Annotated in this window: 12 protein-coding genes; 9 read left to right on the forward strand and 3 right to left on the reverse strand. The window is 66.1% G+C overall.

The features are described from left to right. The first annotated feature begins 37 nt into the window (after positions 1-37). The 4 genes from D3877_RS25540 to D3877_RS25550 are packed head-to-tail and all read left to right on the forward strand — an operon-like array spanning position 38 to position 6,351. Positions 38-1,285 (forward strand): NHLP bacteriocin system secretion protein, encoded by a 1,248-nt coding sequence (locus D3877_RS25540; protein ID WP_119833591.1) that lies wholly within the window; start codon positions 38-40, stop codon positions 1,283-1,285. A 13-nt stretch (positions 1,286-1,298) separates the two neighbouring features. Next, entirely contained in the window at positions 1,299-2,825 is a 1,527-nt protein-coding gene (locus tag D3877_RS25545; protein WP_199720966.1) for a cysteine peptidase family C39 domain-containing protein, read from the forward strand. After that, positions 2,822-3,529: an ATP-binding cassette domain-containing protein gene (locus D3877_RS30330; RefSeq protein ID WP_199720967.1), complete on the forward strand. Its 708-nt coding sequence runs from the start codon at positions 2,822-2,824 to the stop codon at positions 3,527-3,529. Before D3877_RS25545 ends, D3877_RS30330 begins: the two co-directional genes overlap by 4 nt. A gap of 5 nt (positions 3,530-3,534) precedes the next feature. Continuing rightward, complete coding sequence (locus tag D3877_RS25550) at positions 3,535-6,351, forward strand: NHLP bacteriocin export ABC transporter permease/ATPase subunit (RefSeq protein ID WP_158600006.1); 2,817 nt, start codon at positions 3,535-3,537, stop codon at positions 6,349-6,351. A gap of 21 nt (positions 6,352-6,372) precedes the next feature. On the opposite strand, the gene D3877_RS25555 is transcribed toward D3877_RS25550, so the two are convergent. Together D3877_RS25555 and D3877_RS29635 are read right to left on the reverse strand one after the other, a co-directional pair. After that, positions 6,373-7,434: an AraC-like ligand-binding domain-containing protein gene (locus D3877_RS25555; RefSeq protein WP_158600007.1), complete on the reverse strand. Its 1,062-nt coding sequence runs from the start codon at positions 7,432-7,434 to the stop codon at positions 6,373-6,375. 486 nt (positions 7,435-7,920) lie between these two features. Next, positions 7,921-8,145 (reverse strand): hypothetical protein, encoded by a 225-nt coding sequence (locus D3877_RS29635; RefSeq protein ID WP_147395297.1) that lies wholly within the window; start codon positions 8,143-8,145, stop codon positions 7,921-7,923. A 54-nt stretch (positions 8,146-8,199) separates the two neighbouring features. Here D3877_RS29635 and D3877_RS30020 point away from each other — a divergent pair, with 54 nt between their 5' ends. The 4 genes from D3877_RS30020 to D3877_RS25570 are packed head-to-tail and all read left to right on the forward strand — an operon-like array spanning position 8,200 to position 12,785. Then, positions 8,200-9,135 carry a DMT family transporter gene (locus tag D3877_RS30020; protein ID WP_158600008.1) on the forward strand — a complete coding sequence of 312 codons (936 nt, stop codon included), beginning with the start codon at positions 8,200-8,202 and terminating at the stop codon, positions 9,133-9,135. Between the two features lie 2 nt (positions 9,136-9,137). Further along, positions 9,138-10,562: an FAD/NAD(P)-binding protein gene (locus D3877_RS25560; protein ID WP_158600009.1), complete on the forward strand. Its 1,425-nt coding sequence runs from the start codon at positions 9,138-9,140 to the stop codon at positions 10,560-10,562. A 9-nt stretch (positions 10,563-10,571) separates the two neighbouring features. Beyond that, entirely contained in the window at positions 10,572-11,822 is a 1,251-nt protein-coding gene (locus D3877_RS25565) for an ATP-grasp domain-containing protein (protein ID WP_147395298.1), read from the forward strand. A 12-nt stretch (positions 11,823-11,834) separates the two neighbouring features. Then, positions 11,835-12,785: a carbon starvation induced protein CsiD gene (locus D3877_RS25570; RefSeq protein ID WP_119833197.1), complete on the forward strand. Its 951-nt coding sequence runs from the start codon at positions 11,835-11,837 to the stop codon at positions 12,783-12,785. Positions 12,786-13,112: 327 nt separating this feature from the next. Here the strand turns inward: D3877_RS25570 and D3877_RS30025 are convergent, their stop codons facing one another. Then, positions 13,113-13,349, reverse strand: coding sequence for a hypothetical protein (locus D3877_RS30025; protein WP_158599973.1), 237 nt, complete (start codon positions 13,347-13,349; stop codon positions 13,113-13,115). On the opposite strand from D3877_RS30025, the gene D3877_RS30030 reads away from it, so the two are divergent. Continuing rightward, positions 13,338-13,544, forward strand: coding sequence for a tyrosine-type recombinase/integrase (locus D3877_RS30030; protein ID WP_158599974.1), 207 nt, complete (start codon positions 13,338-13,340; stop codon positions 13,542-13,544). The two genes, D3877_RS30025 and D3877_RS30030, sit on opposite strands and share 12 nt — an antisense overlap. Positions 13,545-13,907: the final 363 nt, after the last annotated feature.

A 13,907-nucleotide genomic window follows, 5' to 3' on the forward strand; every position in this document is an offset into this window, starting at 1 on the left:
TCGGCTGATGGTTGGAGATCATGTGATCGGTTAGCGCATGTCCCTGTTCCGCAAAAGCGCGCTCGACCGCCTGTCCAGCCCCGAACGGCTCGACACCGTCTTCGTCGCCGCATCGCCCGGCTATTGGATCGCCTTTCTTGCCGTCGCCCTGCTGGTCGGCGCCGCAATCGCGTGGTCGGTCGTCGGACGGCTGCCGACGCGGGTGGCGGGCGACGGCATCCTGCTGAGCGCGCGGGGCGAGGTGTTCTCCGCCCCCGCCCGTGGGGCCGGCTCGCTGCTGGAGTTCAAGGTGCAGCCCGGCCAGCGGGTGACGGCGGGCCAAGCGCTGGCGGTGATCGACCAGACCCTGACCCGCCGCCGCCGCGACGGGGAGGCCGCCACGCTGTCCCTGATGGAGGCCCGCCACACAGGTCTGGTCGCCGAGGAGCGCGAGCAGCGCCTCCGCCGCGCCGAGATTCTGGACACCCAGAAGGCGGCGCTGGCGGACCAGCTCCACCGCGCGCAGGAGCGGAAGCAGGCGGTGCGCATCCAGGCCGCCGACCAGCGCGCCCTGATGGAGCGCGGCTTCACCACCCGCGCCCGCGTCCTCGACATCGAACGGGAGCTGAACGACCTCGCCGAGCGCATCGACGGGCTGGAGCAGAAATCGCTGTCGCTGGTCTCCGACGAGCTGTCGCGGCAGGCCGATTGGCGGCTGAAGCTTCTCGACCACGAGAACGACATCAAGCGCCAGCAGGACAAGCTGAAGACGATGGAGCTGGAACTGCGCGCCAATTCGGCGGTGGAGGCGCCGGTGGACGGCGTCGTCACCGAACTGGCCGCGTCGCTGGGCGACCTCGTCGCCGCTGGCGCGCCCGTCATCCGCATCGTGCAGGAGGCGGACGCGTTGGACGCGCTGGTCTTCCTGCCGCCGCTGAAAGCCAAGCAGGTCCGCCCCGGCATGGTGGTGCAGGTCGAACCCGGCGTGGCGAAGAAGGAGGAGTATGGCGCGGTGCTGGGCCGGGTGCGCACGGTGTCCGACCTGCCAGCCTCGCGCGAGGCGCTGGCCGCCATGCTGCACAACGACGAGCTGGTCCGCCTGTTCATGAAGGACGGGCCGCCGGTGATCGTGCGCGCCGATCTGGAAGCCTCGCCGGACGGCGTGTCCGGTCTGCGCTGGCTCGGCGGTCACGGACCCGACTTTCGGATCGAGCCGGGGACGCTGGCCCGGCTGACCGTGTCGGTGCGCGAACAATCGCCAGCCTCGCTGGTGCTGCCTTTCCTGCGCTCCCTGATCGGGGCGTGACATGGCGGTCGGGATGCTCGCCGACCTGAGGCGCCGGCTGCTGGGGCGGCGGGTGCAGACGCCGACCCTGCTCCAGATGGAAGCGGTGGAATGCGGCGCGGCGGCGCTGGGCATCGTGCTGCATCATCACGGCCGCCATCCGCCGCTGGAGGAGTTGCGCGTCGAATGCGGCGTGTCGCGCGACGGCAGCAAGGCCAGCGACATCCTGCGCGCCGCCCGCCGCTATGGCTGCGACGCCAAGGGCATGCGGCTGGAGCCGGTCGCCGCGCTCAGGCTTGCCGTCCCCTTCATCGCGCATTGGAACTTCAACCATTTCCTGGTGGTGGAGGGGGTGCGGGGCCGCACCGTCTTCCTCAACGATCCGGCGACCGGCCCGCGCGGCGTCACCCTGGCGGAGTTCGACGCCGCCTTCACCGGCATCGCCCTGATCGTCACCCCCGGCCCGGAGTTCCGCCGCGACGCGCCGCCCGCCGGCGCCCTGCGCCAGTTCATTCCGCTGCTGCGGCAGGCCGGATCGGCGGCGCCGCTGTCGGCGCTGATCGGGCTGTTGCTGATCGTGCCGGGCTTGCTGATCCCCGCCTTCACCAAGATCTTCGTGGACGAGGTGCTGATCCAGGAGAAAACCGACTGGCTGCGCCCGATGATCGCCATCATGATCGCGACCGCGCTGGTCTACGGCGTCCTCACCTGGATCCAGCGGCTGGTCCTGCTGCGGGCGCAGACGGCGCTGGCCATCAGCGGATCGGCGCGTTTCCTCTGGCACCTGCTGCGCCTGCCGGTGGAGTTCTTCACCCAGCGGCATCCCGGCGACGTCGCCAACCGGATGACGGCCAACGACCGGCTGGCCGCAATCGCCGCCGGGCAACTCGGCGGCGCTGCGGTCGATGCGGCGACTGCGGTCTTTTACGCGCTGGTGATGCTGTCCTTGGACGTGCCGCTGGCGCTGGCCTGCATCGGGCTGGCGACGGTCAATCTGGCGGTGTGGAAGCTGGTCGCCCGTCGGCGCGAGGATGCCGGTCGTCGGCTCGCCCAGGATCTCGGCCGGTTCGAGAGCGCCACCGTCACCGGCATCCTGGCGATCGAGACGCTGAAGGCGACCGCCACCGACGATGATTATTTCGCCCGCTGGGCCGGTTTGCAGGCCAACCACAACGTCAACCAGCGCCAGCTTGCCGGTTACGGGCTGGTCACCAGCGGGGTGGAGCCGCTGATCGCCGGCCTGACCACGGCGGCGATTCTCGGCATCGGCGGCCTGCGGGTGGTCGAGGGCGACATGACGGTCGGCACGCTGATCGCCTTCCAAATGCTGGTGCAGAGCCTCATGGGGCCGCTGGCGGCGCTGGTCGGCGCGTTCGGCGCGCTGGTCGAGGCCAAGGCCGATCTCGCCCGCGTCGGCGACGTGATGCGACATCCCCGCGCGCATTCTTTCGCCCAACCGGCCGAAGACGGTCCGGCCAAGCGGCTGGCGGGGGGCGGCTGGAGGGGCGGCTGGCGGGGCGGCTGGCGGGGCGGCTGGCGGGGCGGCTGGCGGGGCGGGTGACGTTGGAGGGGATCAGTTTCGGCTACCAGCGCCACGGCCCGCCGTTGATCGAGGATTTCAGCCTGGAGGTGGCGCCGGGCGCCCGCGTCGCCCTGGTCGGCGGTTCGGGCAGCGGCAAATCGACGGTGGCGAAGCTGATCGCCGGACTGCACCAGCCATGGAGCGGCGCCATCCGCTTCGACGGGGTCCCGATGGACGCGGCGCCGCGATCCTCGCTGGTCGCCTCGGTCGGTGTGGTCGGTCAGGAAATCCATCTGATGGCGGGCAGCGTGCGCGAGAATCTGTCGATGTGGGACGGCACGGTGTCCGACCGCGCCCTGTCCGCCGCGCTTGCCGATGCGGCGATGATGGAGGCGGTCGCCGCGCGCCCGCGCGGCCTGTCCGGTCTGGTGGACGAGGCTGGCGCCAACTTCAGCGGCGGGCAGGCGCAACGGCTGGCCATCGCCCGGGCGCTGGCGCGCAACCCCTCCATCCTGATCCTGGACGAGGCGATGTCGGCGCTGGATCCCCTGACCGAGCAGCGCATCGACGAGGCGATCCGGCGGCGCGGCTGCACCTGCATCGTCGTCGCCCATCGTCTCAGCACGGTGCGCGACGCCGACGAAATCATCGTGCTCGACCGTGGCCGGGTGGTGGAGCGCGGCAGCCATGACGCGCTGATCGCCCGTGACGGCCACTATCGCCGCCTGATGGGGGCGGAATGACGAGAATGCCGGACGACCTCGCCTTGATCGACGCCGAGGCGTTGACCCTGACGGGCAACCATCCGCTGCGGCTGGACGGGACGCCCCGGTTCCTGCGAGTGACCGAAGGCCACCTGTCGGTCTTCGCGGTGCGGTTGGATGCGGCCGGGCGGTCGGGCGGCAGCCGTCTGCACCTCGCCACCATCGGCGAGGGCGAAGCGGTCTGCGGCTGGCCGCAGCGGGGAGTCGGCGTCGGCCTGTTCGCCGTCGCGGTCGGATTGGTCCGCGCCGTGTCGCTCGACCGTGACCGGCTGGATCCGGCGGCGGCGGCGGGCCTCGACCCCGTGCTCGCCGCCTTCGGCGCCGCGCGCGACCCGGCCGACGTGCCGACGGAGGCCCTGCTGCTCCAGCCGGGAGAGGTCCGCCGCTTCGACCATCCCCAGCCGGTGGTCGGCCATCGCGTCGCCTGGGCGGTGGTCGAGGGTGACGAGGTTCCCCATCTGCTGACGCCGCGCTCCTGGCATAGGGTGGCGGCGAACCGCAGCGTTCGCGGCCTGTCCACCGCCGAGATTCTCGCCCGCCACGGCTGGGGGCCGCTCGACGCGGTGTGCGCCGACGCGCTGCCGTGGCTTGCCGCCGAGATGGGCCTCGGCGCGTTGGACGCCCGCGAGCGCATCGGGTTGCGCGGGGACCGGGACCGCGCTGCGGTGGACGGGGCGGTGCGCGACGCCGCCGGGCTGCTGAGCGGGCTTTCCACCGTCGAGACCGTGGTTCCGGATGAAGCCGCCGCCGCCGCGCTGCACCGGGTGGCCCGAGACCTCGGCATTGCGCTGCGCCCGGTGACGGACGCGGAGGGGGACGGCGATCTGCTGGCGGTGGCGCAGCGTCATGCCCGCGCCAGCGGCTTCCGCTGCCGCGTCGTCACCCTGCCGGACGGCTGGTGGCGGCGCGATCCGCCATCCTTCGTCGGATGGCGGGCCGACACGCGGGCGCCCTGCGCGGTGCTGCGCCGTGGTCCCGGTCGGTTCGAGGCGGTGGAGGCCGATGGCCGCCGTCATGCGGTGACGGCGCCGTACGCCGCTGGCCTCGCCCGCGACGGCATCGCGCTCTACCGTCCGCTGCCCGCCCGCCCGCTGTCGCCGCGCGACATCCTGACCGCCGCCTTCACCGGGTCGGGGAGGGACGTCGGCGTCGCCGTTCTGTTGACCGTGACCATGGTCCTGCTCGGCCTGCTGACCCCGGTCGCCACCGGGATTCTGGTCAACGAGGCGGTGCCGTTCGCCGAGACCCTGGGCATCGTCCACATGGCGCTGGGGCTTGCCGCCATCGCGGTGGGCGGGGCGATGTTCGCCCTGGTCCGCTCCCTCCTGCTGTTGCGGTTCGAGGGGCGGGCCGACGCCCAGCTTCAGGCCGCCATCTGGGACCGGCTGCTGCGGCTGCCCGCGACCTTCTTCCGCCGCTTCCACACCGGCGACCTGCTGATGCGGGCGCTGGCCCCGACCCAGCTTCGCCGGGTGGTGGCCGACACGCTGCTGTCCGCCGGTCTGTCCGGCGTGTTCTCGCTGGTCAATTTCGCGCTGATGCTGACCTACGACGCCCGGCTGGCGGTCGCCGCATTGGGGGTGGCGCTGGTCGCCACCCTGCTGCTGACCGCGACCGGCCTGGTCCAGCTTCGCTACGAGCGGCGCTCGGTCGAGCGGTCGGCGGAAACCTCGTCGGCGCTGCTCGACCTGCTGACCGCGCTGCCGACCATCCGGGTGAACGGGGCGGAGGACCGGCTGTTCGCCCGCTGGCTGCACCTGTTCTCCGCCCAGCGGCGGGAGGGGTATCGGGTCGGGCTGGCCGGGGCCGCGTTCGCGGTGCTGAACGCGCTGGCGCCGCTGCTGGCGACGCTGGTGTTCTTCCTCATCATCGCCTCGGCGGCCAAGCCGGTTGCGGTCGGCGACTTCGTCGCCTTCAACGCCGCTTTCGGCCAGTTCCTCGGCTCCGCTCTCCAGGTGGTGACGGCGCTGACCGCCTCGCTCGACGCGGCGCCGATCCTCAAGCGCATGCGGCCGATCCTGGACGCGACGCCGGAGACCACCGACGACAAGCCGGAGGTGGCCCCGCTCCAGGGGGCGGTCGCGGTGACTGGCCTCACCTTCCGCTACGGCGACGGCCCGCCGGTGCTGAACGATGTCAGCCTGACGGCGGATCCCGGATCCTTCGTCGCGGTGGTCGGCCCCTCGGGATCGGGCAAATCGACCCTGTTCCGCCTGCTGCTGGGGTTCGAGACGCCGGAGCGGGGAACTGTGTCGTTCGACGGGCAGTCGCTGGCCGACGTCGATCCCGCCTCGGTCCGCCGCCAACTCGGCGTGGTGCTCCAGCGCGGCGCGCTGCTGCCCGGCAGCATCCTGGAGAACATCCTCGGCTCCGCCCCGCTCGGGATTGACGACGCGTGGGAGGCCGCCCGGATGGCCGGGCTGGAGGAGGATGTCCGGGCGATGCCGATGGGCATGCACACGCTGCTGTCGGATGGGGCGGCAACCCTGTCGGGCGGCCAGCGCCAGCGGCTGATGATCGCCCGCGCCATCGTCCGCCATCCGCGCGTCCTGCTGCTGGACGAGGCGACCAGCGCGCTCGACAACCGCACCCAGGCGATCGTCGCCGACAGCCTGGCCCGGCTGAACGCCACGCGGATCGTCATCGCCCACCGGCTCAGCACCGTGGTCCAGGCTGACCGGATCTGCGTGATGGAACGCGGTCGCATCGTGCAGTCCGGATCCTACCGCGACCTGATGGACCAGGACGGTCCGTTCCGTGCCCTGGCAAGCCGCCAATTGCTGGAGGACAAACGGGCCTGACGTTCTTTGATCGGTGTGCGGTCAGCGGGCGGTCAGGGAGCGGATCCAGCGCCGGAGGACGCGGTCGACCGCGCCGTCGTCCTGCGTCGGCAGCCGCCGCATGCCCTCCGCCGTGTCCCGCGCCTCCCCCGGCGCCATGCCGTAGGCGACCCGGAACGCCCGGCTGAACGAGGCTTCCGATCCGAAACCCCAGTGATAGGCGATGTCGGCGATCCGGGGACGATCCGGCCGGGGCGTGACCAGATCCTCCAGCGCCCGCACCAGCCTGCGGTCCCGCACATGCTTGGCCACCCCGCCCAGCGGCACGAACAGGCGGTAGAGATTCGACCGCGACAGGCCGAACCCGGCGCAGATCGCATCGGCGCCGAGATCGGGGCTGTCGAGCTGGTCCTCGATGAACAGCTTGATGCGGTCGAGCAACGCGCCGTGCAGGTCCCCGGCCTGGGCGCGGGCATCGAGCGCCGGTCCGACGCAGGCGGCGATCAGCCCGGCGGTCCCGCTCGCCACCGCCGCCGCCGCCCTGACGTTTAGCCCCGGAAGCTGGGCGTAGAGGGCGCGCACATGGTCGGCCAGCAGTTCGCCGACGGCGGAGGACGCAGGCAGGACCAGTCCATGCAGGGCATCCGGCGCGGTGACGAGCGGCGCCAAGCTTTCGCGGGGGACCACCAGGGCGAGGGTTTCGAAATCGGTGGTCTCGACCGCCAGCAGCCGGGTCAAGTCCAGCACGCCGACGTCGCCCGCTTGCAGCTCGAACTCCCGCCCGGCCGCCAGTCCGGCGCAGCCGCCGGTCAGATGGACCTGCACCAGATAATGTTCGACCGCGCTGCGGGCGATGGTGGCGCTGGTCCGCCGCAACGACACGGCGGACCCGGCGATGCGCGTCATCAGCAGGCCGCCCAGATGAAAGGTCGTCATCGACCCGGTGAAGACCGACTCATCCCCTCGGTGGAGCGGTTCGACATCGAAGAAGATCGACAGGATCTCCCTCCACTGGACGAAGCTGGCCTCTCCGGCCATCCCCTCCGGGGTGAGCGACAGCACCGGGATCGGTGACTCGCCCTGCCGCGCCGCGCTGCCCGCCATCGTGATGCCCCCCTCTCCCCCCATGCTTTCGCTCGCAGGTTCAACTATGGCAGGGATCGGGGGGCGGACGCCATGGCGGTGGGCTTCCGGCGCAGGGCGATATCTCAGGGACGTTGGCGCATAAATCCGTTGAGAGTTGGCGGCATCGGGGGCGCCGAGCATAGAGGCGCGCCCAAAACCCGCGATCATCTCCGCTGAGCCATCCGCGATCTCGTCGACGGCTCCTTCGTCGTCGCTTAAACGTTCGCGACGCCAGCCCTCCGAGCAATTACGAAGCACCTCCATTCATCATATCCAATTGGCTTTATCACCTATAACGAAAAGGAAAGACATACATTGATATTATCAGTGAATATTGGATTGATCATGGAAAATTTTTCCTATATATCGCCGTGACATCACAATCTGGTAGTCGTGAGAATAAATTTAGTTAGATATCTAATTATAATGGTGAATATTATGATTGTAGAATAAAAGAACTTTTGTTTATTTTGTGCGTATCTTTTTATCATGGTTGTAAATTCTAAAACCGCAAAATCTGGCAGAAACCCCGCTCCAACCCTGTTGTTTCATTGACGAGACATCATTATGACAGACCTGCTTGGCGTCTTCCTCTCCTTCTTCGCCTAAGATTTGTGGGATATCGCGCGCAAAAACCAAATCAAACACCCCTTTGGAGAGCGTAAGCCTCCCAGCGTCGATGGGCGTCATGTCGCGAATGGCGGCTGGCCCATGCGCAGACGCGCAACCAAATAGGAATGTCTTGTGACGCCACACACCACTGACCGCCCTTGGCGACGTGACAGCCTGGCCGCGTGGCCGGCATTTGCCCACTATCTGCCCGGAGCGGGTTTCTGCCTGGCCTTCGCCATCGCTTTCATCGTCATGTCGGGCATCGTGCGTCACGATGGACCAGCCTTGGCGACGTTGATGACCTACGGCATGACCAGCGCCTTTTTCATCGCCATCGGTCTGCGCCGCGCGCCAAACTGGATCAACTCCGCCGGACGGGACGCGCGGGGTCTGCTTCTGATCAACGGCTTGACGATCGCCAACACGTTTCTGGTTTACGTCATCCTGCTGAACGTATCGGCCTTCACCTATGTGCTGGTTTTTTTCGGCACGCTGCCCGCTTGCGTCGCCGTGCTGCGAAAGTGTTTGGGAAAGGCGGATTCCTGGCGGTTCACGCATGTTGGGCTTGCGGGGGGCATTGGTCTGGCCGCCTGCGTTTCCTCCCAAACGTCGCTTTCGGCGTCGCTGACCGGCGTCGGACTCAGCATCGTTTCGGCGATCGCCGGAGCAAGCTATCTTGACGTTTCCAAAGATTTTCAAGTCAAAACCAATTTGGGAACGTCGGATATTCTGGCCCTGCGCTTTATCGGCACGATAATATTCGCGGGCGCCTTGGTTTTCCAAGAACCCGCTCGTCCTGTTTTGACTCTTGGCGCCTGGTTGACCTATGCGTTTATCGCCCTCGTCGGCAGCGTGATCCCCCTCTACCTTTTGCAGAAATCCAATGAATGGATTGGCCCGGAACGCACCGCGCGCCTGATGCCGTTGATTCCGCTTTTGTGCGCGTTTCTGTCCTTTGTCGCGGCGCCGGTCGCTCCTTCGCTGGCGGATCTCGCCATCGTGACGGCGGCGACGATCGCCATGCTGATTGCTGTTCATCGCCCGACCAATGGGCGCAAAGGAGATTGACGATGACTGTTCGCATCGGCGTCGTCGGCGGCGGCCCATCGGGCTGCGCCGCCGCCGTCGCCCTCTGCTCCGCCGCCGAGGCTCATCACAGCCCGGTGGACGTGACCGTCTTCGAGAAACAGGCCCCTTACAAGGGCCGCACCTTCAACACGGGCGATCCCGTCCTGCTCCTCAACACCAGCGCGGGCGTCACGTCGGTTCGCGCCGAAAACCCCAACGACTTTGTTTCCTTTCTGGCCACTCATCGACCGACGAACCCGGCTGATTTTGTCGCGCGAACCGAAGCCGCAGCGTATCTGCAACAGACGATGAATGGTCTTGGCGGCCGGTTCTCGCGGTTGCGCGTGCGTCAGATGGAGGTCCGATGCGTCGAGGAAACTCCCGAGGCCGACCTTGCCGTTCGGAGTGAAGGCAGTCGTTTTCTGTTCGACGCCCTCGTGCTGGCGATGGGCGCTCCGTTCCGAACCCTTGAGACGGCGTCCGCCGTGCGATGCGTCAGCCCTTATCCCGTCTGCCAGTTGGACGATGTGGAGCAGGACGACGCGGTTCTGATTCTTGGCTCTCATCTCAGCGCCATCGACGCCTGCGTGTGGCTGCATTCAAAGGAGCACCGAGGACCCATCACGCTCCTCAGCCGTTCGGGAAGGCTGCCGGCGGTTCGCCGGTCCCTGTTGCACAGCGACGCAGGTCGGGACGCTGAGCGCGCCGTCGTCAACGCCGCCGCGCGACAGGGCGTGAAGCGCCTGCAATGTCTGGCGCCGGTTTTGGCGCAACAGGGCGGCGCCTCCATGGCGAAGGCCCTGAACGGCTCCGCTTCCTTTCGGGATGGCGCGGACGAATTCATGGCCGCTTGGCAGGAAAGCGAGGCTGGGCCGGCCCCGTGGGAACGTCTGATGATGTTCGCCATCGACGCCCTCAACACGGAATGGCCTTTGACGCCCGCAGCCGAGCGCGGCGATTTTCAGCAGCGGATCGGCGCCCGGCTTGGGCGCTTCATCTCCGCCATGCCGCTGCGCAACGCGCGCATTCTGGCGGGGATGTTGGCGACCGGACAATTGAGGCTTGCCGCCGGTGGTCTTGACCAGGCGGGGCGGCCGAGTTTCGATGACGCGCCGCCGCCCGGCGCGCCAAACCAATTTGACGTCATCATCAACGCCACCGGCTTGGGACGTCCCGCCGACGATCCCTTCCTTGCGGAACTTGCCCGCAAGCGTCTGGTGAGAATCAACGCCGACGGCGGCGTGGATGTTGACGCCGCGACCGGCAGGGTCAAATCGGCGTTGCCGATTTACGCCCTTGGCCCCGTCGCGCAGGGCGCGATCTACACGCCAAATTTTCTCTATTCATCCGTTCGCAGCGCGCAAGGCCTCAAGGCCATTCTTCCGCGCGGCGTCGACTCCATCCGTCAACACACCGAAGCCGCGTGAGTGTGGATCATGGTCACGGTCGTCCTTTTATCGTCTCGTCAATTGGGTTTTCTGAACATTCCGCCGGAGATCCGTCACACCGTCGATTTTGTCGCGATCATGTCGAAGGCGGAGGCGGAGGCTTTGCCCCCATCCACGCGCGCGTGGTTGAGCCGGGTGGAGCATGTCCCGATCGCTTCGAACGACGGCGTTCTCTGGCAATATGATGAGATGGAAGCCCTGGCGCTTATTCGCGCCTTGCCGGGCAAACCGACCGCCATCGTGACGTTTGACGAAGGGGCGACGCTTCTCGCGGCTAATCTGCGCGCTCAACTCGACGTTCCCGGCGCTCGTCCCGACGAAATTCTGCGTTATCGCGACAAGTTGCTGATGAAGCGCCACGTGCGCGCCGCCGGTTTGAAAACCCCCGAGGCGGATCGGCTGCCGCAACCCGGCGACTGGCCATCCTACACCGCTCTGGCGGCGCGTTTCGGTCCTCGGATGGTGATAAAACCTGTGGATTCCGCAGGCACGAACGCCGTTCATATTGTTGCCGACGAAGACGCGTTCACCCACGCCGTCAAGAGATCCCAGCAGCTCAGCCTGGATTATGAAATAGAGACCTTCGCGGAAGGAAAGCTGTATCACTGCGACACAATTTGGTCGGGCGATGAGTTGCTGTTCACCGCCTGCACGGAATATGTCGCGCCCACCATCGAATTTCAGAATGGTTTTCCGCTTGGCGGACGGGCGATGAATCCCCATTCCACGCTGTCTTCGCGCCTGATTGACTTTGCTGTGGACGCCGTCCGCGCCCTTGGCGTGGCCAGCGTCGCCCAACACACCGAGTTGATGGTCGGCCCCGATGGCGCGATCACCTTCATCGAAAGCGGCGCCCGCCCGCCCGGCATGCTCGTCGCCCAGATGTACGAGCGCGCTTTTGGCCTCAACATCTTAACGCTCGCGCTTGCCGCCAATGTGGGGGGAGCCTTGGCGTCGGTCATCATGCCGCCCGCTGTCGCCCGACCACCGCTTTTGCAAGACGCCTTCTATCTTGTTTATCCCCGTGGCCACGGGTGGGTGACGGGGGTTCGGTCGCCGCCTGACGATCTGGTTGGCCGGCTTGACATGCGCTCTCACACGACAAAGGGAGATTGGCACGAAGGCTGCCGATCCAACCTTGACTTCACAACGACGGTCCTGTGCGGCGGCGACCGGGATTTCGTCGATCACGCCTACGCCGCCATGACGATTTTTGCGCCAGTCGAATACGCGAATTGAGGGGGAATTTTGATGTCACTTGCTATGGCGCCGGTCGCGCATGATCCGCTCACGCGTGAGGAGCGGCGGGGACGGATGGTTCATATTCGGCCAACCGCCAGCGCCGTTCAGACCTTTCTGCAACGGGTTGAGGCGATCACCATCGATGATCTGAAGCGCATTCCCTACAAGCGGTATATTTGCGCGCGCGAAATGTTGGCGGCTTTTGGCGATGATTTCGGTGATCGCCTGCGCGCGGTTTTGGATGACTATGAAACAGGATGCTTGGCGCTCCATTTCGGGGAGTTGAGCAACCAGCAGGATTGCGTTTTGATCGCGACCGCCGTCAGCCACCTTCTCAGCAAACCGATTCCAGAACCCTCGGGCGGTTATTTCGGCATCACGACGGTCGTGCATGATGACGCGCCATCGCTCAAGATTCTGGATCCTTATCGCTATTTCAGCCTGCACACGGACGGCGTCTTTGCGGACAATCCGGTCGATTGGTTGATGATGATGAAATTGGAGGAGCAGAACGCCATCGGTGGAGAATCGCGCCTTCTCCACATGGCCGACTTCGACGCTTTTGAGCGTCTCTGCCGTCTTGATGGCAGCAACACGATCTTCTCATTCGGCCTCGACGAGAAAGATCGCCGGTATGAAATTTTTTCGAAGGTCAGCAGCATGGAGAGGGGGCGTTCGCGCATCCTCGACACAGTCGGCGGCCAACGGCGCATCAAGTTTGTCGACCAGTTCATCCTTCCCGAAACGATTGCGGAGGCGACCTTCATCGAGAAGGTTCATGCCGCTCTCGAAGACTGTGAAGCCATCGTGGTGGAGCCGCTTCCGGTTGGTTCCATGCTGATTTTGAACAATTCAGTCTGGGTTCATGGCCGCGCCCCGTTCAAGAGAAACCCAGGATTGCAGCGTTCCCTTCTGCGGCAATATGGGTATTTTCCACATCGGCATCCATATATGAGATGACGCCAGGAAGCGGAAGCTGCTGAAAAGCTGGGCTTTGGATCCGCGAAAGCTCCCCCTCTGGGTTTAGAGCGCCGCGCGCTAAATCTGAAACAGTGCGGCGCTCTAATCTTTGATTTATCGAGCAGATTCACGCGTTAAATCGATCCTGATTTAACGCGATCTGCTCTAGGGGAGCGAGTAGCGATGGAATAAGATGTCGGCATAAGGGCTGACCGCCTACGCGGTCTTGACCAGCCTCCAACCGGCCAAGCGTCTGCGACAGTTCATCGATTCCCACAGTAGATCCTCCTATATGAAAGTGATAAGCGGTCTGGATTGTTGTCGCGGTCAGAATCGGACCACGTCCGCGTCCGGGACAGACCCATCCGCGCCGACCTTGGCCAGCTTTGCGGCGTTGGCGGCGGCGTTCCGCTGCCCCTCGTTGAATTGTTCGGCGTCCAGCGAACAGGTGTGGTCGCCTTTGTCCAGCTTGTGTTCCACCGACGTGACCCGCCAATCGGTCGGCACACCCGGCCTGAAGCCGGACAGCGTGAGCCGCTGTTCCGCCATCAGGTGACGCAGCATTGGTTCCGCCACCTGCTCGCCACCAACATGCTGGCCAAGGGCGCCGACATCCGATCCGTGATGGCGCAAGGCGGCTGGCTCGACGCCAGTTCCGTGATGATCTACGGCCACGACGTCCCGGAACGCCGCCGAAATCTGGTCAACCTGCTCGACGGCGCGCCGCCGGGCGGCAAACCGGGAAAAGCGACAGGGTGAGCGATGGCGCGGCTCGGACCGAATCTGCGCCTATTCGGCTGAGACAGCAGTCACCCACAATTTTATAGGATGTTCTAACCGCTACAACACATCCCTAAGCATAAACTTGCCCATCATGTCGAGAAGCAACCGGCGAGAAACAACCGGCAACGGCACGCTCAGCGGCTTCGGCAGACTGCTGACGCCTCCTTTTCGCGATATCCCCAACCAACGGCCTTCACTCCGATCGGATCGCTTCCTCTGGTGATGCCCGTCCGCTTTGCCACCCTTTGACGGACAAGTCAGGAATCGGTCGCAGGATGAATGGGGAGGCTGGGCGCCTCCCCCTTCAACGGCTCAGATGGCGATAAACCACGCGCTTGA

It is taken from the genome of Azospirillum cavernae (assembly GCF_003590795.1).
Taxonomy (GTDB): domain Bacteria; phylum Pseudomonadota; class Alphaproteobacteria; order Azospirillales; family Azospirillaceae; genus Azospirillum; species Azospirillum cavernae.